The following is a 23,404-nucleotide window of genomic DNA, read 5'->3' as shown; positions in this document are numbered from 1 at the left end:
TGCACCCTCACCGCCTGGGCGGGTGCGCGACCGAGTCGCGCATCACCAGCCCATGCGGCAGCACGTGGTCCGTCAGGACGCGCGCGTCGTTGCTTCTGTGGCGGATGGTACGCAGCAGGATATCGATGGCCGCGTCGGCCATCTCGGCGATCGGCTGGTGCAGCGTGGTGAGTTCGGGCCAGACGGTGGTGGCGGCGGAGGTGTCGTCGAAGCCCACCACCGACAGGTCGCGGGGAACGTCGAGGCCGCGTCGGTGCGCGACCGAGATCGCTGCGGCCGCCATGTCGTCGTTGCTGGCGAAGATCGCGGTCGGCGGCCGGTGGTGGGCGAGAAGCAGCTCGGCCGCCGCCAGCCCCGAGCGGTAGGTGTAGTCGCCCTGCTGGACCAGGCCGGGTTCGACCTCCAGCCCGGCGTCGTGCAGGGCGGTGACAAAGCCGTCGTAGCGACGCGCGCTCGCACTGAGGTCGTCGCGCCCGCGGATGAAGCCGATGCGGGTGTGACCCTGTTGGATCAGGTGTTCGGTCATCTCCTTGCCGGCATGGAAGTCGTCGATGCGCACGCAGGAGATGTCGTCGCGCAGGTGACCGGATGCAATGGCAACCACGGGGATGCCGGCCTTGACCAGCTCGGTCACGGCCACCGGCGACTCGCACAGCGGCGGCGGCAGAATGACGCCGTCCACGCGGCCGTTCAACGCACGCGCGGCCTTGCGCTCGGCCGCCGGGTCCAGGTTGTCCCAGTAGTGGATGACCAGCTGGATGGCGGCATTGGACGCGCCACGCAGCAGGCCCACCAGCAGCTCGCGCAGGTAGGCGCCGCTGGGGTTGGTGTAGATCAACGCGATGCGCGTGTGCTGCGCCGCCGCCAGCGTGCTCGCGGCCAGGTTGGGCGTGTAGCCCAGCGCCTGCACCGCGCGCATCACGCGTTCGCGGGTGTCATCGCGCACCTTGCCCTGGTTGATCGCCCGCGACACGGTCATCGGGGATACGCCGGCCAGCGCCGCCACCTCGTCGATCGTCACGCCACTGGTTTTGCGGCGGACCGATTTCTTCGGTTTGTCCAATACGCGCTCCCGTTCTTCTTCGTGACGCTGCTGCATCCCGCGCACCGCCCGAGCTTACAAGGTTTGCGGCCACGGCTGCGGCTACGACCGGGTGTCGAGCGGTGTCATTGGATGCTGGCGGCTGCATTGGCCTTGCTGGCTTGCTCGCCGTCTGTGCGGGCGGAGGATGGTTACGCCCTGTGGATGCGCTATGTCCCGCTGGAAACCGCGCTCGCGGCGGACTACCGCACGCAGTTGGGCGAGGTAGTGGCGCCCGATCAGACGCCCACGCAACGCGTTGCACGTGAGGAACTTGCGCGTGGCCTGGGCGGGCTGCTGGGTCGCGCCCCCCGATTGGGTTCTGCGATAGCCGGTGAGCACGGCGTGGTGCTGGGTACCCCGCAGTCGTCGACGTTGATCGCGCCGTTCCGTGATGAGATCGAATCGCTCGGCGACGAGGGCTATCTGCTCAAGGTGACACGAATCGGTGGGCGCGAGGTGCTGCTGATAGCCGCGCGCCACGACATCGGCGTGCTGTACGGCGTGTTCCATCTGCTGCGCCTGCTGCAGACGGGCGCGTCACTGAACGGGCTTGACCTGCGCGAATCCCCCACGTTGCGGCTGCGCGTGCTCGATCATTGGGACAACCTCGACGGCTATGTCGAGCGCGGTTATGCCGGTCGCTCACTGTGGGACTGGCAGACCCTGCCGGAATGGCGCGACCCGCGCTACACGGACTACGCCCGCGCCAATGCCTCGCTGGGCATCAACGGCACCGTACTCAACAACGTCAATGCCAACGCGCAGAGCCTCGCGCCAGATTACCTGGCCAAGGCGGCCGCGTTGGCGGATGTGTTCCGGCCCTACGGCATCCGCGTGTACCTGAGCGCACGCTTCAGCGCGCCCATCGAACTGGGTGGTCCCAAGACCGCCGATCCGCTCGACCCGAACGTGCAGCGCTGGTGGCGAGACAAGGCCGAGGAGATCTACACGCGCATTCCGGATTTCGGCGGCTTCCTGGTCAAGGCCAATTCGGAAGGCCAGCCGGGCCCGCAGGACTACGGCCGCACCCATGCCGACGGCGCCAACCTGCTGGCCGACGCGCTGGCACCGCACGGCGGGGTGGTGATGTGGCGCGCGTTCGTCTACGCGCACGACGTTCCCGCCGACCGCGCCACGCAGGCGTACACCGAGTTCGCCGGGCTGGACGGCGCGTTCCGTCCCAATGTGGTGCTGCAGGTAAAGAACGGGCCCATCGACTTCCAGCCGCGCGAGCCGTTCCACCCGCTGTTCGGGGCCATGCCGCGCACGCCGCTGATGATGGAAGTGCAGATCACCAAGGAGTATTTCGGCTTCGCCACGCATCTGGTCTACCTGGGGCCGCTGTACGAGGAGGTGCTGCAGGCGACGACACAGCGCCCGCACGGCGCCACCGTGGCGCAGTCGCTGACCGGCATGGCCGGCGTCGCCAACATCGGCACGGACCGCACCTGGAGTGGCTCCCACTTCGACCAGGCCAACTGGTACGCGTTCGGGCGCCTTGCGTGGAATCCATCGCAATCCTCCCGCGACATCGCCGCGGACTGGGCGGCGATGACGTTCTCGCCGGACCCCGCCGTGGTGCAGCCCATCGTCCGCATGATGATGGCCTCGCGCGAGGCGGCCGTGAACTACATGACCCCGCTGGGCCTGCATCACCTGATGGCACGCGGGCACCATTACGGGCCCGGGCCGTGGGTCGACGGCGGCCCACGCGCGGACTGGACGTCGGTGTACTACCACCGCGCCGACCGCAACGGCATCGGCTTCGACCGCACTGCACAGGGCAGCAATGCCGTGGGCCAATACGCCCCCGAAGTAGCCGCAGTGTACGGCGACTTGTCCCACGTGCCAGAGCCGTTGCTGCTGTGGTTCCACCACGTGCCCTGGGACCACCGCATGGCCTCCGGGCGCCCGCTCTGGGACGAACTGATAAGCCGCTATTCGCAAGGCGTGCGCGAAGTAGAAGCGATGCAAGCCACCTGGGCAACGCTGTCCCCAACGGCGCCCGCTGACCCCGTTTCACCCGCGCCACCCACCGCCGTAGAGCGGGGCTCTGCCCCGCCGCATCACACCGTGGACGCCCAACGCCACCAACAAATCGCGGCGTTCCTCAACATCCAACTGCGGGAAGCGCAATGGTGGCGCGACGCCAGCGTCGCGTACTTCCAATCCATCAGCGGCCGGCCATTGCCGCCGGGCGAAGCCGCACCCCCGCACCCGCTGTCGTACTACGAAGCACTGCAATTCCCTTCCGCACCGGGAGACGGGCGATGAGCAGATCAGGCTGGGTGGTGGTCGCGGTTCTACTGGGCTGGGCATCGCCGTCACTGGCCCAACCATCCGTGACGCCGCTGTTGCATCCACTGTTCCAGGACCACGCCGTCCTGCAACGCGACCAGCCGATCCCGGTCTGGGGCCGTGCCGATCCCGGCGCTGAAGTTTCCGTAGCCTTCGCACACCAAACCGTCACCACCGAGGCGGATGCAGAAGGCCGCTGGCGCACGACCCTGCAACCCATCGCGGCGGGCGGCCCTTACGTCCTCAACGTGCAGGCAGGGCAGGCCACCCAGACCGTCAGTGACGTGCAGGTAGGCGACGTATGGCTGTGTTCCGGCCAATCGAACATGGAGTTGCCGGTACGCCGCGCGCTCAACGCAGACAGCGAAATCGCATCCGCCACGCACCCGGACATCCGCCTGTTCTCCGTGCCCAAGGCTGTGGCCGTCGCACCGCAGGACGGTTTCTCCGGGCCGGTGTCATGGAGCCCTGCGTCCCCGGACACCGTGCGCGACTTCTCCGCCGCCTGCTACTACTTCGCGCGCGAACTGCAGAAAACCGTCAACGTCCCGATGGGGCTGATCCAGTCGGCGTGGGGCGGCTCTCGGATCGAGGCATGGACCAGCGCCGATGCGCTGCGTGCGCAGGGCGGCATGGACGAGGCGCTGGACGTCTTGGCGCTCTATTCCAGTGATCCCGCTGCGGCAAACGCGCAATGGGGCAAGCACTGGGAACAGTGGTGGATGCAGCGCGAGTGGGCAACACCGGGCGATGCACCCTGGCAGCCCGGCGCAGATCACGCAGGATGGCAGGCAGCACCGGCCCAGCTGGGCGCATGGGAGCGCTGGGGCGTACCGGCGCTGTCCGCCTACAACGGCATGGTCTGGTACCGCACGCGGGTGACGCTCACCGTCGCACAGGCAGGGCAGGGCGCACGCCTTGAGCTGGGGCCTGCCGATGAAACCGACGTGACCTGGGTCAATGGCGTGGCGGTGGGCAGCCAGAACGCCCCGGGAGATGCGCGGTCCTATCCGCTGCCGCCCGGACTGCTGAAGGCCGGCACCAATACCGTGGTCGTCAACGTGCTGGACACCTGGGGCGATGGCGGATTGGGAGGCCCTGCCAGCGCACACGCCGTGCAGCTGGACGATGGCACGCGGATCGTCCTGGACACTCCATGGCAGTACCGGGCAGCACCCGGTAACCAGGCACCGCCGCTGGCACCGTGGCATTCGGCCACGGGCCTGTCGACCCTGTACAACGGCATGATCGCACCGCTCGGAAACCATGGCCTGCGCGGCATGCTGTGGTATCAGGGCGAATCCAGCACCGGCGACGGCGCGGCCTACGCGGCAAAGCTGCGCAGCCTGCGCGAGGACTGGCGCAGCCGGTTCGGCGCGCAGATGCCGCTGCTGGTCGTGCAGCTGGCCGGCTATGGCCAGCCACCCGTGGCGCCGGCGGAAAGTGGCTGGGCGCAGGTGCGCGAGGCGCAGCGGCGCGTCGCGGCGGAAGACCCGCATACGGGTCTGGCACTGGCCATCGACATCGGCGACGCCTACGACATCCATCCGCCGAACAAACAGGAGCTCGGCCGGCGTCTGGCCCGGGTGGCGCGGCAGGTGGTGTATGGCGAACAGGCACTCGCCGCCTCCGGCCCGACGCCGGGCGGCGTATCCCGCACGTCGGTTGAGGTGCGGATCGCGTTCGATGGTGTCACTGGAGCGCTGGTCGCCACGGGTGCGAACGGCCCTATCGGCTTTGAACTGTGCGACGCCGAGGCGAAGCACTGCACGTATGCGGATGCCCTGCTGGATGGGCGCGATGTTGTGCTGTCGTGCCGGGATTGCCTGGATTGCCTGGATTGCCTGGAGCCGGCCAGCGGCCGGCACTACAGTAGCGACCACGTGCGTGTCCGCTACTGCTGGGCCGACGGCCCGGTCTGCACGCTGCGCGACAGCAGCGGTGCACCTGCGGGACCGTTCGAGCTCTCCCTCACCGAAGCAGGGACCCCGTGATGCGACTGTTGCTTGCCACATTACTGCTCCTATCCACCGCCCTGCAGGTGCGAGCCGCGACTCCCGCCCCACCGGTTTACTTCGACTGGTTCGAATACGCCGGAAACGATGCGGCCTTTGACGCTGCCCTGCCTGCAGGGCACTACCGCAACCCCGTATTGGCCGGGTTCCATGCGGATCCGAGCATCGTCGCGGCCAACGGCACGTTCTACCTGGTCAATTCCAGTTTCACCTACTTCCCGGGCATCCCGGTGTTCGAAAGCGCGGACCTGGTGCACTGGAAGCAGATCGGCAACGTGATCGACCGGCCCACCCAATTGGACTTCGACGGTCTGAGCGTCTCGCGCGGCATCTTCGCGCCGGCCATCTCGTATCACGAGGGAACGTTCTACGTGGTCACCACAGCGGTCGACAGTGGCGGCAACTTCATCGCCACCGCGCGCGATCCTGCGGGACCGTGGTCCGACCCGCATTGGCTGCCCGGCATCGAGGGCATCGACCCGTCGCTGTTCTTCGACGCCGATGGCCGCGTCTACCTGCTCAACAACGATGTGCCGCCGGGCCCGCCACGTTACGAAGGGCACCGCGCGATCTGGATACAGGAAATCGATCTCACCGCGTTCAAGCCGGTGGGCCCGCGCAAGGTGCTGATCGATGGCGGAGTGGAGCCGGCCAAGAACCCGATCTGGATCGAGGGGCCGCATCTCTACCAGCGCGATGGCTGGTACTACCTCTCCGATGCCGAGGGCGGCACCGGGCCGCAACATTCCCAGGTGGTGCTGCGCAGCCGCGACGTCTGGGGGCCGTACATTCCATATGCGGGCAATCCGATTCTCACCCAGCGCGACCTGCCCAACGACAGGTCGCTGCCGATCACCAATGCCGGCCACGCCGACCTGGTGGAAGGCCCGGACGGCTCCTGGTGGGCGGTATTCCTGGCCAGCCGCAACTACGACACGCGCCACTACAACACCGGGCGCGAAACCTACCTGCTGCCGGTGCAGTGGCGTGATGGCTGGCCGGTGATCCTGCCCGCCGGTCAACCCATCCCGTACGTGGCCAAGGCGCCGTCATGGATGCAGGGCGAGGCCGCGCAGGCACCCTCCACCGGCAACTTCGTCGCGCGCGATAATTTCGATGCGAAGGCGCTCGGCAACGAATGGCTGCGTGTGCGCGTCCCGAAACAGGCCTGGGCGGACCTGCGCGAGCGTCCCGGCTCCTTGGCGGTGCATCCGCTGCCGGAGAACCTGGACACGCTGCGTAACCCCGCCTTCCTCGGCCGGCGCCAACAGCACCTGCGCTTCGAGGCCAGCACGCAGATGACGCGCCCCGCGGCGGGCGTAGCGGCCGGGTTGGCGGCATTCCAGAACGAGGCCTATTGGTTCTTCCTTGGCGTACGCAGCGCCGGGAAGGACCGCGTAGCTGTGTTCCTCGAAGCGCGCGACGGCAGCGGAGTGACGAAAGAGCTGGCCGCCAAGGAGCTGGACGCATCCGATTCCTTGCGCCTGAAGATCACGGGCGACGAGGGCAAGTATGCGTTCGCGTTCGACAGCGGCGACGGTCACGGCTGGCAGACCCTGGCAGCCGACGTGGACGGAACCGTGTTGAGTACGGATCGTGCAGGCGGCTTTGTCGGCGCTCTGCTGGGACCATTTGCGCGCGATGAGCGTGCCTTGAGGAGCAACTGATGACGCGCAGGCCCCGGCTCTCCAGCCCGATGTTCCGCACGCTGGCGCTCTGCGCCGCGATCACCTTGGCCACCGTCGCCAACGCCGCCGAGCCGCAGCCGTGGCTGGACACCTCGGCCAGCTTCGAAGCGCGGGCCGCGGTGCTGGTCGCGCAGATGACGCTGGAGGAGAAGGCTGCGCAGATGCAGAACGCCGCGCCCGCCATCGAGCGCCTGGGCGTTCCCGCCTACGACTGGTGGAACGAAGGCCTGCACGGCGTCGCGCGGGCAGGGCAGGCCACCGTGTTCCCGCAGGCCATCGGCCTGGCCGCCACCTTCGACGTGCCGTTGATGGGGCAGGTGGCCACCACCATCAGCGACGAGGCGCGTGCCAAGCACCACCAGTTCCTGCGCGAGGGCTCGCATGCGCGCTATCAGGGGCTGACCTTCTGGTCGCCCAACATCAACATCTTCCGTGATCCGCGCTGGGGCCGGGGCCAGGAAACCTACGGAGAGGACCCGTACCTCACCGCGCGCATGGGCGTGGCCTTCGTGCACGGCCTGCAGGGCGACGACCCGGTGTACCGCAAGCTGGACGCCACTGCCAAGCACCTGGCCGTGCACAGCGGCCCGGAAGCCGACCGCCACCACTTCGATGCACGGCCCAGCAAGCGCGACCTCTACGACACCTACCTGCCGGCGTTCGAGGCGCTGGTGAAGGAGGGCCAGGTCGATGCGGTGATGGGCGCCTATAACCGGGTGTATGGCGAGTCCGCCAGCGCCAGTCAGTTCCTGTTGCGCGACGTGTTGCGCCGTGACTGGGGCTTCAAGGGCTACGTCGTGTCCGACTGCTGGGCCATCGTCGATATCTGGAAACATCACAAGATCGTGCCCACCCGCGAAGCCGCGGCAGCACTCGCGGTCAAGAACGGCACCGAGCTGGAGTGCGGCCAGGAATACGCCACGCTGCCGGCCGCCGTGAAGCAAGGGCTGATCAGCGAAGCGGAGATCGACGATGCGGTCACGCGCCTGTTTACCGCGCGCATGCGGCTGGGCATGTTCGACCCGCCCGAGCGCGTGAAGTGGGCGCGGATACCGGCCTCGGTGAACCAGGCCCCGGCGCACGACGCGCTGGCGCTGAAGGCCGCACAGGAGTCGCTGGTGCTGCTGAAGAACGATGGCGTGCTGCCGCTGCCACGCACCCTCAAGCGCATTGCGGTGGTCGGCCCGACCGCCGACGACACCATGGCACTGCTCGGCAACTACTTCGGCACCCCGGCCGCACCGGTCACCATCCTGCAGGGCATCCGCGACGCGGCCAAGGGCGTGGAGGTGCGATATGCGCGCGGGGTGGACATGGTGGAAGGGCGCGACGACCCCAGTGCGACCCCGCTGATCGAACCGACCTACCTGCGTCCTTCGGCCGATTCCCCGGAGCGCGGCCTGCGCGGCGAGTACTTCCGCACGGCCGATCTTTCCGGCACGCCGGCGCTGGTGCGTACCGACGCCCAGATCGGCTTCCGCTGGGACCGGGGCTCACCCACCGACAACCTGCTGGCCCGTGGCGAGGCGGCACCGGGGCAGGGCATTCCCGCCGATGGGTTCAGCATCCGCTGGAGTGGCCAGCTGCTGCCGCCGGTATCGGGCCGCTACCGCATCGAGGCCGCTGCGGACGATGGCTTCCGCCTCTACGTGGACGGCAAGCGCGTGCTGGACCAGTGGGCCAACGCCGACCGGCTGCACGGCGATGGCGTGGAGCTGGACCTGCAGGCAGGCCGTGCCTACGACATCAAACTCGAGTATTACGACGCCGAACGCGATGCCGGCGTGCGGCTGGGCTGGCGCATGCCCGGTGCCAAGCCGCCGTTCGAGGAGGCACTCGACGCCGCCCGCAGCGCGGATGTGGTGGTGTTCGTCGGCGGGCTCACCGGCGATGTCGAAGGCGAGGAAATGAAGGTCAACTACCCCGGCTTCGCCGGCGGCGACCGTACCGACCTGCGCCTGCCGGCCCCGCAGCGTGACCTGCTGGAGGCGCTGCACGCCACCGGCAAGCCGGTGGTGATGGTACTCACCGGCGGCTCGGCGCTGGCGGTGGAGTGGGCCGAGGACACGCTGCCCGCGATCCTGATGAGCTGGTATCCCGGCCAGCGTGGCGGCACCGCTGTGGGCGAAGCACTGTTTGGCGATACCAACCCCGGCGGGCGGCTGCCGGTCACGTTCTACAAAGCGGACCAGAAAATGCCGGCATTCGATGACTACGCGATGGAAGGCCGCACCTACCGCTACTTCCGGGGGAAGCCGCTGTATCCGTTCGGGCACGGGCTGTCGTACACCACATTCGACTATGGCAAGCTCCGCCTCGATTCGCCCCGCATCGCTGCAGACGGACGTATCAAGGCAACGGTGGACGTGGCCAACACCGGCAAACGCGCAGGCGACGAAGTGGTGCAGCTGTACGTGCGCCGGCTGGACGCGGCGCCGGGTGATGCACTCCAGGCGCTGCACGGTTTCCAGCGTATCCACCTGGCCCCCGGCGAGCGGCGCAGCGTTGCCTTCGACCTGGACGCGCAGCAGGCCCTGCGCCAGTACAACGAAACGCGGAGGGCGTATACCGTACCGCCGGGAGCGTACGAGCTCAGGGTAGGGAGCTCCAGCGCGGATGTCCGCGCGACCGCCGGGTTCACCGTGGAGGCCGCTCGTGACTGATTCGCGCCGCATGGAAAGCACGGAACACACCCTGTCGGTTCGCGAGAAGCTGGGTTACAGCCTCGGCGACCTGGCCGCGAATCTGATCTTCCAGACGCTCATCACCTACCTGGCGTTCTTCTACACCGACGTGTACCGGCTGCCGCCCGCCACGGCCGCGACGATCATCTTCGTCGTCGGACTGCTGGGTGCCTTCGTGTTCACCCCGCTGATCGGCATTGCCGCCGACCGCACCGCCAGCCGGTGGGGAAAGTTCCGGCCGTGGATCCTGTGGACGGCGGTGCCGTTCGGCGTGCTTTCACTGCTGGCCTTCAGCACGCCAGACCTGGGCGAGCACGGCAAGATCATCTATGCGCTCACCACCTACGGTCTGCTGATGCTGGTGTACGCGGCCAACAACCTGCCGTATTCCGCGCTCAGCGGTGTGCTTACCGGCAGCATGGCCCAGCGCAACAGCCTTTCGGCCTACCGCTTCGTAGCGGTGATGATCGCGCAGTTCATCATCCAGGTACTGCTGTTGCCGCTGGTGCTGATCCTGGGCGATGGCGACCGCGTGCTCGGCTTCGAGCGGGTGATGACCGTATTCGCAGTGGTGGGCACGGTGTTCTTCCTGATCACCTTCGCCACCACCCGCGAGCGCATCGTACCGGCCAAGGAACAGACCGGCGGCGTGCTGCAGGACCTGTCCGACCTGGTGCGCAACCGGCCGTGGAAGGTGATGCTGGCGCTGACGATTCTGGTCTTCATCAACCTGGCCCTCAAGGGCGGCACCTACATCTACTACTTCCAGTACTACATGAGCGAGGCCGCGTTGGCGGGCTTCCTCGACAGCACCGGTTTCAACCGCTTCATCGGCGGCTTGAACGCCGCGCTCAACGGAATGGGGCTTTCCGGCTTCGCGTGGCCGGAGGACCCGGCAACCTCGGCCTTCAGCCTGTTCAACGCCTGCGGCATCCTCTGCATGATTCTCGGCATCGGCGTGTCACGCCGGCTGGCCGACCGCTTCGGCAAGCGCGATGTGTTTGGCGGCGCGCTGCTGGTGTCCACCGTGTTCCTGCTGGTGTTCTACTTCTTCCCGCCCACCGCAGTGGCCGTGGCATTTGTCTCCTTCATGCTGCACGGGTTCTTCTACGGCATCACCATCCCGCTGCTGTGGGCGATGATCGCCGACGTCGCTGACTACTCGGAATGGAAGAACAACCGTCGCGCCACCGCCATCATCTTCTCCGCGATGCTGTGCGGGCTGAAGATCGGGCTCAGTATCGGTGGCGCGCTGGTCGCCGGCATCCTGGCGTATTACGGGTACCAGGCCGGCGCGGCCCAGCAGCCGGAGGGCGTGGTCAACGGTATCCGGCTCACGGTGAGCCTCTACTGCTCCATTCCGTTCCTGGTCGCCGTTGCGATGCTCTTCCTCTATAAGATCGACAAGCGCATGGAGACCCGCATCGAGCAGGAACTGCGGCAACGTCGGCAGGGCAACGACCTTGGCCACCTCGCCGCGCATGCGATCTCCCAGCCGCTGGTGACCCACATCTTCACCGCCGATCCGTCGGCCCACGTGTTCGAGGGGCGGCTGTATATCTATCCCTCCCACGACATCGATGCCGGCGCGCCGTTCGACGATGAGGGCGGACACTTCGGCATGGAGGACTATCACGTCTTGCGCATGGACCGCCCCGACGGCGAGGCCACCGACTGCGGCATGGCGCTGCATGTCCGAGACGTGCCTTGGGCAGAAAAGCAGATGTGGGCACCGGATGCCGCCCACCGCGACGGTCGCTACTACCTGTATTTCCCGGCCAAGGACGGGGAGGGGATGTTCCGCATCGGCGTTGCCGTGGCCGATCGCCCCGAAGGCCCGTTCACCGCCGAACCGGAGCCCATGGCGGGCACCTACTCGATCGACCCTGCCGTGTTCAAGGACGACGACGGCGCGCATTACCTCTATTTCGGCGGCATCTGGGGCGGCCAGCTGCAGAAGTATCGTGACAACCACTACGACACCGCGCACGAGGAGCCGACTGGGGCGGCGCCCGCATTGGGGCCGCGCGTTGGCCGGCTGGAGGCGGGCATGACGCAGTTGGCGGAGCCGACCCGGGAGGTGGTCATCCTGGACGAGCACGGGCAGCCGCTGCGCGCCGACGACCATGAGCGCCGCTTCTTCGAGGGGCCGTGGCTGCATAAGTACCAGGGCCGGTATTACCTCTCGTACTCCACCGGCAACACGCACCTGCTGTGCTACGCCATCGGCGACAGCCCGTATGGGCCATTCACCTATGCCGGCGTGATCCTCAAGCCGGTCGTCGGCTGGACCACGCACCACTCCATCTGTGCGTTCGAGGGGCAGTGGTACCTGTTCTATCACGATGCCTTGTTGTCGGGCGGCGTGACCCACCTGCGCTCGGTCAAGTGCACCCCGCTGCACATGGACGCGGACGGCAGCATCCGGACCATCGATCCCTATGGCAACTGAGCACGCGCTGCCCATTGACGATGCGCAGGCGCCACTGCCTGCTGGCCGCGTGCACTGGTTGCGGGCCGGCGGGTTGGAGGTTGCACTTGCACCTGACGCCGGCGGACGCATCGCCCAGATCTGCTACGACGGGGTGGAGTGGCTGGTGGACGAACAAGAAGGTGGGGCGGCCACCATCGCGTGGGGCTGCTACCCGATGGTGCCGTGGGCCGGGCGCATCCGGCACGGGCGTTTCAGTTTCGATGGCAGGGCGTACGCATTGCCAACGAACTTCGGCGAACACGCCATCCACGGCGTAGGGTTCGCGCTGCCCTGGCAGATCGACAGCCTCGATACTGACAGCGCCACGCTGTCACTGAAGCTACCGGAGGACGGTTACTGGCCCTTCGGCGGCACGGCAATGCAGCAGATCCAACTAACGCCGCACCGTCTGGAGCTGCGCCTCGCCGTACAGGCGGGCACCCAACCGATGCCGGCCGTGCTCGGCTGGCACCCGTGGTTCCGCAAGCCGGATGAGTTGCTGTTCGTCCCCCAGGCCATGTATCCGCGGGACGGGGAGGGCATTGCCACGCTGCCCCTCGTAACCCCTTCGCCCGGGCCGTGGGACGACTGTTTCATCAACCAGAACGACGTAACGCTCGTCGCGGCCGGCCAGCGGCTACGGCTGCGAGCCAACACCAACCACTGGGTGGTCTACGACGGCGCGCCACACGCCACCTGCGTAGAACCGCAAACCGGCCCACCCGATGGATTCACCGTGGCACCAAACACTCTCGAGCCGGGCCAGCGACTGGAGCTGACCTTCGAACTCGAGTGGAACACGGTCCGGTAGGGTTGGTTCCCGAACAAGCGCCGATAACGGTGATCGGCACGGTAACGCATGACCAAGAGTCGAAACGCGCTCCTACGTTCGAGTTCATGCCCTAAAGGGGTAATCACCACCTCGGCGGTTGATCGGGATGCAACCCTACCGGTGGCCGAGCCCGGCACACGGGGCTATAGTCGGCCGGAAGGCTCGGCCCAAATCGACTCATGGAAGGTCAATGAACTGGTTCTCACGCCCGCCAAATCAGCCTTATCGAAACCTGTTTTTCGCGGGATTCATTGGCGTCCCCGCCGGCTACCTGGTGAACGCGCTCCTGATTTCCCTGTTGGCGTCCGTGTCACTTTCGGATGCAATGAGCGTCATCACCAGTGCGTTGCTCTTCTCGTTATGGGGTTACGTAGTCATGGTGCTGGCGCTTCTGGTGTACGGGCTTCCCGCGCTCTGGTTGGCCCTGAAACTTCGCCTTGCCGGGCCGGCGACAGCGTTCGCAATCGCCCTTCTCCCTGGACTGTACAGATTGGTCAAAGACTGGCCCTACTCGATACTCCTCTTTACACCGTTGGCCGTATGCGTAGCCACGGGCCTGGCATTTCTAGCATTGGCCTACCGGGGGCCTACGCAACCCCGTCAGGTCCGGAACGGTAGGGTCGGTTCCCAAACGACCGCCGATACCGGTGATCGGCACGGTAACGCATGACCGACATCGAAGAGGCGCAAGGCCGGCAGCAAATCAACCTGCAACCTGCCCACCCTTGACCACCGACTTCGCCCGCTCAAGCCAGCGCGCATTATGATCCCGCGCAAACCGCGACCAGCGCTTGGAATCCTCAACAATGCTGGCAAACAACGCCCGAGCCCGCTGCTGGTCATCGGCATCCGCCTGCGCCAGCAACCACTCCCCATACCGGCACCGCGCAGCCGCCTCATTGCCACACTCCACCGCGCGCTCGAACGCCGCCCGCGTGCCCGGCGCATCGCTCGCCGCCAACGCCTCGGCATACAGCAGCGCCGGCTCCGGCTTCCGGCGGGTATCAGGATGCCGCGCGAACATGCCGTCCAGCGCCTCCGCCGCCAGCCCAGCATCCCCCGACGCAAGGCGTGCCTGCGCAAGCCCAAGCAGAATGTGGGGCTCATCACCCAGCGGCGAACTGGCCGCCTTCTCGAACAGCGGCCGCGCCTCCTGGACGTGCCCGGCTTCCAGCAGCACCGTCGCCAGGCGCACCCGGTTCTGCAGGGTGGGCGCATGCTCCAGCTCGGCCCGGGCGTTGCGCAGTTCCTGACCGGGGTTGATCAGCTGATTCGCCGCGCGCAGGGTGCGGCGCGCCCCGCGCGAATGCCGTATCTCAGGGAAGTAGATGGCGAGGAAATAGACAACGCTCCCCAGCAGCGGGAACGAAAAAAGAAGGATCAGCCAGTACAAGCTCTGGCCTGAGCGGATGGCATGCACGGCAAAGAAGATGGCGGCAAGTACATGGAGTCCGATTCCGATAAAGGGCATTTCAGTCCGCCGTGTCCGTTGAAGAGCCGAACTATAAAGTCTCTTCACGCCCCGGGAAACACCCGGGCCCAGGCGCTCGGTCAAGTACACCGCTGCACATGGACGCCGCCGCGTAGAGCCACGCCCTGCGTGGCTGCCAGCCCCAGGCTTAAAGGCCGCCGGCTATCGGCTATGCTTGGCGCCCAGTCCACCCCCGCCTTCAAGCGCCGACGGATGCAAGCGACTTCGATGATTGTTCGACACAGGCAGTGGCTCAATGTCGTAGTAGTTTCCGTAGTGCTTCTGGTCGCCGGATGCGCGGCCGACAATGTCCCCGCGAAAGACCTGGGGGCGGAGATCGACGCGGTCGCCGCCACGCTGATCAAGCAGCCCTTGCTCCACTCCACCTCGATCGGGGTGGTGTACCGGGGCAAGGAGTACATCCGCCACCGCGGTGACATGCAGGCAGGCAAGCCAGGCTCTCCCACCGACGCGACCCTCTACGAGATCGGCTCGCTGAGCAAGACCCTGGCAGGCACCCTGATGGCCAACGCCGTCCTGGAGGGCAGGGTGACGCTGGAGGACGATATTCGAATGTACCTGCAGGGGAGCTACCCGAACCTGCAGTACAACGGCGAACCCCTCCGCATCCGCCACCTGCTGTCGCACACCAGTGGCCTGCCGAACATGTTGCCGGAGCGTGCGAATACCGTGCTTGACGACTTCACCGACCACGGCACGCCGCGCGAACTCAATGCCATCTACGCGCACTATGGCAAGGCGGACTTCTTCAAGGACCTCCACACTGTCGAGATTGCCCGTGCGCCCGGAAAGGACTACGCCTACTCAAGTACCGGAACCGAACTCACGGCGCACATTCTGGAACAGGTCTACAAGCGCGATTATGAGTCACTGCTGCGCGAGTTCTTCAGTACTGCTGCAGGGATGAGCGGTCTCAGTATCCGGCTGGCCGATACCGAGGCGGACCGGCTCGCGGTCGGTTACCACAGCGACAACCCGACACCGACCACGCCGATGCCGCAGCTCCCCTGGGGCGCATCCGGCAACGCAAAGGCCACCGTCCCGGAGATGGTGAAGTACCTCCGGTTCCAGCTGGTCAACGGCCCGGTCGTCACGGAATCGCATCGCACGCTCGCGAAATTCGATTCGGACTTCAGCATCGGGTACTTCTGGAACATCGTTGGCGGCGACCGTCAGAAGGGCAGCTACTACGCCCATCATGGTGGGGTGCCCCGATCACAGTGCTACATCTACATCATTCCGAAGTACGACCTGGGTATCTTCATCATCACCAACCAGAGCGGTGACCAGACCGCGCGGGCGATGGAAGCGGCCGTCGATACGCTGGTGGAGAAGATCGCCGCCAACCCAACCACCCCTATCGGAATCTGATCCTCGCCGCATTGGCTGGGGTGCCCGCCGGAAGCCTGGCGGTCTTGCTCCTTATCTCACTGTTTGAATCCACCTCACCCCAAGAGGTGTTGAGGTTCATTGGTGATGGCATGTTTGTCTCATTCTTCGGCTACCTCATGATGGCGCCGCTGCTTCTGCTGTACGGGCTGCCTACGCTATGGCTCGCATTGAGGCTTCGCCTTGCGGGCCCGGCCATCGCGTTTGCAATGGCCACGCTCCCTGGTCTGTGCATAACGCTCAGTGAAGGCGGGCAAGACAAAACCACCCTATGGATACCACTGGCCATATCCCTGGCGACCGGCGTTGTATTTGTTGCGTTGGCATATCGGGGCGCTGCGCAACCTCATCAATTTCGGATGGGGTAGGGTCGGCTCCCAAACGACGACGTGCATGGATGCACAAGTGGTGCGACCGCAGGACGCGGAGGAGCACCACTGCCGATAGCGGTGATCGGCACGGTGACGCATGAACCCAAATCGAAAGCGCGCCTCCTGCGTTCAAGGTCATGCCCCAAAGGGGTAATCACCACCCCGGCGGTTGATTGGGATGCAACCCTACCGTCGGCCGGCATAGAGCAGTCCGGCCGACATACAGCGGCCCGGCTGGCATGCAGCAGCCCGGCAGGCATGCAGCAGCCCAGCCGGCGTACAGCAGACCAGCCGGCACAGCCGGCCCGGGCCTACGCCTCAGCCCGTGACCTGCAGATCATTGCCCGGCGTTGCCCGGCGCCACGCCGCCAGGTAGCGGGCGTACTTGCCGATGAAGATGCCGGTGAACCCGCCTGACAGCAGCAGATAGGCAGCGCGGAAGCCCACATCCCCAGCAAGCGTGGGCGACATCGCAAGCGCGGATTCAAACCCGTACTTCACCGCGAACGTCACCAGCAACAGCGGCAGCAGGCTGTAGTCCGCGCCGCGCCACAGCTTCCCGGTTGCACGGTTGGGAGTGAGCGTCGAACGGCGCAGCATCAGCCAGCCGATTCCGGCGCCCACAGCGATACCGACCAGCCAGATCGCCCATGCCTCCCAAGAAGCGCCGTAGCGCGCACTGATCGACCACAGGCCCCACGCGGTGAACAGCCCGGGCACGATGGCCAGCCTACCCAACGAGACTTCACCCGGCTTCATGGCAGCAATACCGCGCGTGATCAGGAAGATCAGAAGCGCCCACACCCAGAGCGGGGTGTGCGAAAGGAATAGCTGCAGCATGTTCATGGAACGTCCTCGGCTTGGGGTGGGGGCCGGCCGTACAGGGCCGTGCGGGAATGGGGTAATTCTCCCGCTGCGCCGAAACGGAACAAGTGACAGCTGTCAGCCATCAGGAAGTACAGGTTGCCGGCTACCATAGGGTCCTTTCAGTACGCTCAAGATCGACGGATGACGAAGCACGACACGGACGCCTTGCAGCGATTCCACGCCACGCACACCGGGGCCGCCAGACGTGCCCGGCGCATGGCCCCGCCGGTGCTCCTGGCACTCGCCCTCGGCATCGCGCCGGCTTGGGCGGAGGCACCCCAGACATTCGTGCTGCAGGCCAGTGGTTTCGAAACCGCCGTGGTCGCCAACGACCAGGGCCGCCTGATCCAGGAGTGGCCGGGGCGCCCCCAACAGATCGCGCCCAATCGATGGCTTGCCGTGGATTTCGACACAAGCCGCAGCGTGTGGTTCGATGACACGGGCCGGGTTTCCCTGCGGGGCCCGTATGTCGAGCTGCGATCCGACGCGCCGTTTGAGCGCCACCCGGAAGACCCGGACCCAACCCCACTGTTCAGCGCATGGTCCCAGGCGGGGACCGGCCTGATGCACGCCGATGGAAGCAGCTTCGTGGACTGGCAGCCGGGCAGCGGCGAGTGGGCCATCACGCCGCATCCCCAGCGTTACAGCTGGCGTTCGCGGGAAGCAGGCGAACGCATCTTCGATGCACGTGGGCAGCTGCGCATGCAGCTCGCCAGGGGTGAACTCCGGGCAGCCGGCCCGTTCCCGGACCGCGCGCAGTATCTGGTCTGCGATCTCGAACCGGGCACACCCTGCGCATTGCGCGACGAAGCAGGGAGCACGCTGTGGACCGAGCGGATCGACAATCTGCTCCCGCTCACCAACGGCGGCTGGCTTGGGCTGCAGGGCAGGGCGTGGCGCAGACTGGATGCGCGCGGGCAACTGACCGGTGATCGCACGCTTATCTACCTGGTGGGCTACTCATCGGCGCGATCGCGCAGCCTCGCCTCTGAGGATCTGGGCCGCTGGCCGCGCTGGGCGACCGAATACCGCGTCATCCGTGAAGATGCAGAGGGCATTTTCGCAAGCGAAGCCGACGCCGTGCAGGGCCTCATGTACCCGGATGGGCGCTTCCTGGCGATCGCCGGCGCGACCAAAGGCGAGGAGGTCTGCCCAGGTGTATGGCGCACGGCCATGGGCGATGCCGGTGACAAGCTGGTTGATGCGGATGGCAACGTGCTCGGGCCATTCACGGCCTACGCGTGGAAACAGGTGGAGGGGCGTCCCGAGCTGAGGCAGGCGATAGCGGAAGACGGGCAGGAGACCCTGGTGGACTGCAGAGGAACGCTGCTGGTCCAGACGCCGCCGCTGAGCCAACTCAGCGCCGAGGCCACAGGCTTCTTCGGCACACTGGAAGGCGAATCTCAGCCACGGCTGTGGCTCGACGCCGGGCTTGGCCAGCACCTGCTGCCAAAGGGCACCTGGATCGACCAGGTCAGCGCTGATGGCGCATTGCTCCTGGTACGCAGCGACGAGGAAGGGTTTCGCCTGTATCACGTAAAGCGCCAGCGCTTCGTCGGCGAGACCATCAGGTATGCGGAGGCGTTGCTGCCAGGCGGCGTGGTGTTCCTGCGCGATGGCTACTACGGCTTCATGGACGCGGAGGGAATCGAACGGCTGCCGGCGCGATACACCGCGATCACCCCTTGGGGCGAGGATCGCCTGTGGACGTCGCGTTACCTCGCCAATGACGCGCCGGGCAGGATGACAACCTTGCGTCGCATGGATGGCTCGGTCATCGCCAGCTGGTTGAATGCCTCCATGAACGACAGCCCGGTGCTGCGCAGCCTCCCCAATCAAGGGTCGCTGACGGAGCTGATCGGCCCGACCTTCGAGCGGGCGGATGGAGAGTACTTCGGGCAGCAATGGGTGGACCGCAACGGCCGAACCCTGTTCCTTTCAATGCAATGCAAACTCGGAACAAGCGAGGCCAAAGGCGGCGTGATTGAACCGCTCACGGGGCCCGCGCGACGCCACGGCACCCATTGCACGATTCCGGACGACATCAGAGCCGCAATGGCCGCAACCACCAACGATTGAGCGGTAACGCATGACCTCACATCAAAACGCGCTGCCTGCGTTCGAGGTCATGCCTCAAAGGGGTAATCACCACCCCGGCAGTTGATTGGGACGCACCCCTACCATCGAATGTTCCGGCGCCCATCGACGGTTTGCGGGTAGATGCGCGGCGCCTCAACAACGTGCACAATCGCTCCGGGACCGGGCATGACGCCAGGTAAACTCCGTGTAATGTCCGGGGGTCAGCACGGAGCAGGACAACAGGGGGATGTACATAATGGATTCGCTCTATCCGGCGGGGCCGTCGGCCGTGCCTGCGCAACTCACCGCACCCAGCTCCGCCTATCGCCGCCATGCGTGGCTGGCGGTGGCCGGTCTGCTCAGTTTCGCCTTTGCCTACTTCGCCCTGATGGGCTGGTTTGGCTGGACCGCTTACCGCGTGTTCCGCACCCTGCTGGCCGGGGAGGGTGGCAACGCGTTTGCCAATGTCCTCGTCGGTGGGTTCTCCGTGTTCCTGGTCGCGTTCATGGCCAAGGGGCTGGTCTTCCTGAAGCGCGGGCAGACCTCCAAGGACATGGAACTCAAGCCGGCCGACCAGCCCGAGCTGTTCGCCTTCCTGCACCGCCTGGCCGACGAGGCCGGCGCGCCGCGCCCGAAGCGGGTGTACCTGTCGCCGCGGGTCAACGCCGGCGTCTTCTACGACCTCTCGCTGGTCAACCTGCTGCTGCCCTCGCGCAAGAACCTGGACATCGGCCTGCCGCTGGTGAACGCCCTGAACCTGGGCGAATTCAAGGCCGTGCTGGCCCACGAATTCGGCCACTTCGCCCAGCGCACCATGGCGGTGGGGCGGTGGGTATACGTTGCCCACCAGATCGCCAGCCAGCTGGTGGCTCGGCGCGACGCGCTCGACACCATTCTGGCGACCGTGTCGCGGCTGGACTTCCGCATCGCCTGGATTGGCTGGAGCTTGTCGCTGATCGTCTGGGCCATCCGCTCGCTGGTGGACACCGCCTTCAGCGTGGTGGCGCTGTCCGAGCGCGCCCTGTCGCGCGAGATGGAGTACCAGGCCGACCTGGTGGCCGCCTCGCTGGCCGGCAGCGATGCCCTGGTGCATGCCTTGCACCGCCTTGGCGCGGCCGACGATGCCTGGGGCAGGACGCTCAGTTTCGCCTCGCGCGAATTCGCTGCCGGCCATGCCGTGGCCGACCTGTTCGCCGTGCAGACGCGCATGCTGGCCAACCTGCGCCGGGTGTCGCCCGACCCCCTGTATGCCGAGCCGCCGCAGCTACCCGAGCGTGAGCGTGAGCAGCACCGCGTGTTCCGCCAGGCCATGGTGCGTGCGCCGGAAATGTGGTCCACGCACCCGGCCAACATCGACCGCGAGAACAACCTGAAGCGGCGCTATGTGGAGGCGGTCATCGACGAACGCCCGGCCATGCTGCTGTTCCGTGACGCCGACGCGCTCAAGCACCAGCTCTCCAACGGCCTGCTGCGCGAAACCCCGCCGGCGTTCGCTGATGGCGAGGAATCGCTGCGCCGGCTCGATGCCGAATTCGATATCCGCGCCCTGCAGCAGCGCTACCAGGGCACCTACCTGCGGCGCTCCTTCGTGCGTGGCGTCGCCACGCCGGCCGAGCTGTTCCTCGGCCCACTCGAACCGCTGAACAACGACCAGCTGCGCGACCGCATCGCCGCCCTGTATGCGCCGGCGCACGGCAAGGCACTGCAGCAGCTGCAACTGCTGGAGGACGAGCGCGCCACGCTGGAGGCCGCCCGCGCCGGGCACCTTCGCGCATCGGGCAACCGCGTGCATTGGCGTGACCAGGTGCTGGACACCTCGCGCCTCGGCCCGGTCATCACCACACTGGATGCGGAGATCGCGCCACTGCGGCAGGCCGTGACCCAGCACGACCAGGAATGCCGCACGCTGCACCGGCTGGCCGCGCGCCGCAGTGGGGCCGGGTGGGAGGCGCTGCTCGAAGGGCAGGTGGCCCTGCTGCACTTCTGTGAGCACACCGAGGCCGACCTGCGTGACGGGTACGGGCTCTTCGTCAACGTGCTGCAGGTAGTCACCGCGGACAAGCGCGTTTCCGAGAACGAGCTGCGCCGACTCATCGTGGCCGCCAGCCGCGTGCAGCAGGCGCTTGTCTACCTCTACGACACCGCCGGCAGCTGCGTGATCGATGAGACCGTGATCGCCCACGGCGGCAAGCCGTTGGCAGCGGCGCTGGGCAAGCTCGGCCTGAGCGCACCGGTGCAGGGCAACATGGACAACTGGGTCCGCAATGCAGGCAACTGGGTCAACCATACCTGCGGTGCGCTGTCACAGCTGCGCGCGGCGACGCTGGAAGCCCTGCTGGCCAACGAAGATGCCGTGGTGGAGCGCCTGGAGTCGACCGAGCTGGCGCCCGCTGCGCCGGCCCCGTCGCAGCCCCCCAAGGGCTATCCGCTGCTGCTGCCCGGCCAGGAGCGCAAGCTGCAGACCAAGCTGGGCTGGTGGGACAGGTTCCAGACGGCCGATGGCTGGGCCGCCGGCGCCGCCCGCGCATCCGCAGCGGCGGCGATTGTCGTGGGTGTGCTCGTGTTCGGCATGCTGACCGGCACCGCCACGGTGTCGCTGTACAACGGTTTGGGCATCCCCGTGCAGGTCACCCTCGACGGTAACACCGTCGCGCTGGAGCCGCTGCAGAGCGCGACCCTGGACGTGGAGCCCGGCATCGCCCACAAGGTGGTCACCCACACTGCGGACGGGGAGCTGATCGAGTCCTTCGACAGTGAACGCATGACCGGTCGCTCCCACTTCACCTACAACGTGGCCGGTGCAGCGCCGATGGTCCAGTGGTGGGCGGAATATGGCGGCGCAAAGGGCAACCCGGACCGCATGCTGGGTACGCAGCGCTGGTCGGCCACCGATGCCGACTTCGTGCTGCAGGAACCGCCCAGCACCATCCAGACCCAGAGCTACGAAAATGGCGGCACGCGCTCGGTAGTGACGGCGATGGGCGATCGGGCGCCGCGCCGGCAGATCGAGCTGGTGGGCGACGACGAGCAGATGAAGGCCATGATCCTGGCGCATGCGCGCTGGGATGCACCCGGCTCGCGGAACCTGACCACCTGGCTCGCCATGGCGGCGCGGGACCCGGACATCCTGCCAGGCCTCATCGCTGAGCGGCTGAAGCGCTACCCCGAAGACGTCGCTGCGCTGCGAATGGAGCAGGACCTGCATATCGGCCAGACACCCGCCGCGGCGTGCGAACGCCAGACGCAGATGGCGGCGAGCAAGCCGGAATCGTCCTCACTGGCCTATCTGGCCGTGCGCTGCATGGCCGATGGCCCGGCGCAGGACGAGGCGTTCCTGGCCGGACAGCGCCGCTGGCCGCAGGAGCCCTGGTTTGCCCAGGCGGCCGGCTACGTGCTGGCCTCGCGCAGCGACTGGGCGGGCGCCAACGAAGCCTGGTCGCAGGCGGCGACGGCGCCGGCAACGTCGGAGTACGTGGCGCTGGAGCTGGCGCGCGTCAAGCGCATGCTGGGCGCCAGCAATGCGGAGCTCAAATCGCTGGCTGGCCAGTCTTCGCTGCTGACCAACATGCTCGCCATCGACAGCGAGGACGCCGTGGGTTCGCCCTACGAAGCCTATCTGAAGCTTGGCCAGGGCGAGTACGAGCAGGCGGTGCAGCTGGCTCAGCCTGACGCCGAGCTGCTGCCGCGCATGATTCGCATGGTCGCCGCGTCCGACGGCGCGCCGAGCGAATACGTCGAAAAGGCCATGGCGATGACGGCGGAGCAGGGGATCGATCCGGATTCGGTGTGGGCCACCTGGGCGCTGGCGCTGCGGCACGGCCGCGACGAGGCAACCTGGCGCAAGGCCGTGCTGTTGTCTACCAATCCCGACGAAGCGGCGCGCATGGTGGCGTTCGTTGACGCCGTGCGGGCCAACGCCAGCGTGCAGCAGGCAGAGGCAGTGCTGGGCCGGGTCAGCCCGAGCAATCGTGGCCATGCCTATACCGTTGCGGCCGTGCTGCGCGGCAAGTCGTGCCCGGCGGTGTGGCGCGAGGGAGCCAACCGGTTGCTGTTCGGCAGCGAACGCCCGCACCTGATCTGAGGTACTGGTCATGGCGGGAGCGTATCCCGCCGTGGCCCGATTGCGCTGTCT

12 protein-coding genes and 1 pseudogene are annotated in these 23,404 nt (G+C 66.8%); 10 read left to right on the top strand and 3 right to left on the bottom strand.

Annotated features, from left to right (window positions below; genetic code table 11):
- Positions 1-7: 7 nt before the first annotated feature.
- Positions 8-1,063 carry a LacI family DNA-binding transcriptional regulator gene (locus AC3ITN_RS10095; protein ID WP_489392848.1) on the bottom strand — a complete coding sequence of 352 codons (1,056 nt, stop codon included), beginning with the start codon at positions 1,061-1,063 and terminating at the stop codon, positions 8-10.
- Between the two features lie 111 nt (positions 1,064-1,174).
- Here AC3ITN_RS10095 and AC3ITN_RS10090 point away from each other — a divergent pair, with 111 nt between their 5' ends.
- The 7 genes and pseudogenes from AC3ITN_RS10090 (at position 1,175) to AC3ITN_RS10060 (ending at position 13,053) form a co-directional block, all read left to right on the top strand.
- The gene (locus AC3ITN_RS10090; RefSeq protein ID WP_489392847.1) at positions 1,175-3,358 is read left to right on the top strand and encodes an alpha-glucuronidase family glycosyl hydrolase; all 2,184 of its coding nucleotides are present in this window, start codon (positions 1,175-1,177) and stop codon (positions 3,356-3,358) included.
- A complete protein-coding gene (locus AC3ITN_RS10085; RefSeq protein ID WP_489392846.1) occupies positions 3,355-5,376 on the top strand; it encodes a sialate O-acetylesterase in 2,022 nt (673 codons plus the stop codon). The genes AC3ITN_RS10090 and AC3ITN_RS10085 overlap by 4 nt, the downstream gene beginning before the upstream one ends.
- Complete coding sequence (locus AC3ITN_RS10080; RefSeq protein ID WP_489392845.1) at positions 5,376-7,064, top strand: glycoside hydrolase family 43 protein; 1,689 nt, start codon at positions 5,376-5,378, stop codon at positions 7,062-7,064. The genes AC3ITN_RS10085 and AC3ITN_RS10080 overlap by 1 nt, the downstream gene beginning before the upstream one ends.
- A gap of 29 nt (positions 7,065-7,093) precedes the next feature.
- Entirely contained in the window at positions 7,094-9,748 is a 2,655-nt protein-coding gene (locus tag AC3ITN_RS10075; RefSeq protein ID WP_489392906.1) for a glycoside hydrolase family 3 protein, read from the top strand.
- A 10-nt stretch (positions 9,749-9,758) separates the two neighbouring features.
- Positions 9,759-11,231 (top strand): annotated as a pseudogene (locus AC3ITN_RS10070) (MFS transporter); the annotation flags it as partial.
- Entirely contained in the window at positions 11,205-12,221 is a 1,017-nt protein-coding gene (locus AC3ITN_RS10065) for a glycoside hydrolase family 43 protein (protein ID WP_489392905.1), read from the top strand. The pseudogene AC3ITN_RS10070 and the gene AC3ITN_RS10065, both read left to right, overlap by 27 nt.
- Positions 12,211-13,053, top strand: coding sequence for an aldose epimerase family protein (locus AC3ITN_RS10060; protein ID WP_489392844.1), 843 nt, complete (start codon positions 12,211-12,213; stop codon positions 13,051-13,053). The genes AC3ITN_RS10065 and AC3ITN_RS10060 overlap by 11 nt, the downstream gene beginning before the upstream one ends.
- A 724-nt stretch (positions 13,054-13,777) precedes the next feature.
- Here the strand turns inward: AC3ITN_RS10060 and AC3ITN_RS10055 are convergent.
- Positions 13,778-14,545: a hypothetical protein gene (locus AC3ITN_RS10055; protein ID WP_489392843.1), complete on the bottom strand. Its 768-nt coding sequence runs from the start codon at positions 14,543-14,545 to the stop codon at positions 13,778-13,780.
- A gap of 276 nt (positions 14,546-14,821) precedes the next feature.
- Between AC3ITN_RS10055 and AC3ITN_RS10050 the strand changes: the two genes are divergently transcribed.
- The gene (locus AC3ITN_RS10050; protein WP_489392842.1) at positions 14,822-15,937 is read left to right on the top strand and encodes a serine hydrolase domain-containing protein; all 1,116 of its coding nucleotides are present in this window, start codon (positions 14,822-14,824) and stop codon (positions 15,935-15,937) included.
- Between the two features lie 707 nt (positions 15,938-16,644).
- On the opposite strand, the gene AC3ITN_RS10045 is transcribed toward AC3ITN_RS10050, so the two are convergent.
- Positions 16,645-17,172 carry a DUF6622 family protein gene (locus AC3ITN_RS10045; protein ID WP_489392841.1) on the bottom strand — a complete coding sequence of 176 codons (528 nt, stop codon included), beginning with the start codon at positions 17,170-17,172 and terminating at the stop codon, positions 16,645-16,647.
- 162 nt (positions 17,173-17,334) lie between these two features.
- On the opposite strand from AC3ITN_RS10045, the gene AC3ITN_RS10040 reads away from it, so the two are divergent.
- Positions 17,335-19,272, top strand: a complete 1,938-nt coding sequence (locus AC3ITN_RS10040; protein WP_489392840.1) for a hypothetical protein — start codon at positions 17,335-17,337, stop codon at positions 19,270-19,272.
- 256 nt (positions 19,273-19,528) lie between these two features.
- Positions 19,529-23,353, top strand: coding sequence for a M48 family metallopeptidase (locus AC3ITN_RS10035; RefSeq protein ID WP_489392839.1), 3,825 nt, complete (start codon positions 19,529-19,531; stop codon positions 23,351-23,353).
- Positions 23,354-23,404: the final 51 nt, after the last annotated feature.

Source organism: Stenotrophomonas sp. KH_036_B (assembly GCF_057839485.1).
Note: the sequence above shows the minus strand (reverse complement) of the source record. Positions and strands in the feature narration are given on the sequence as shown.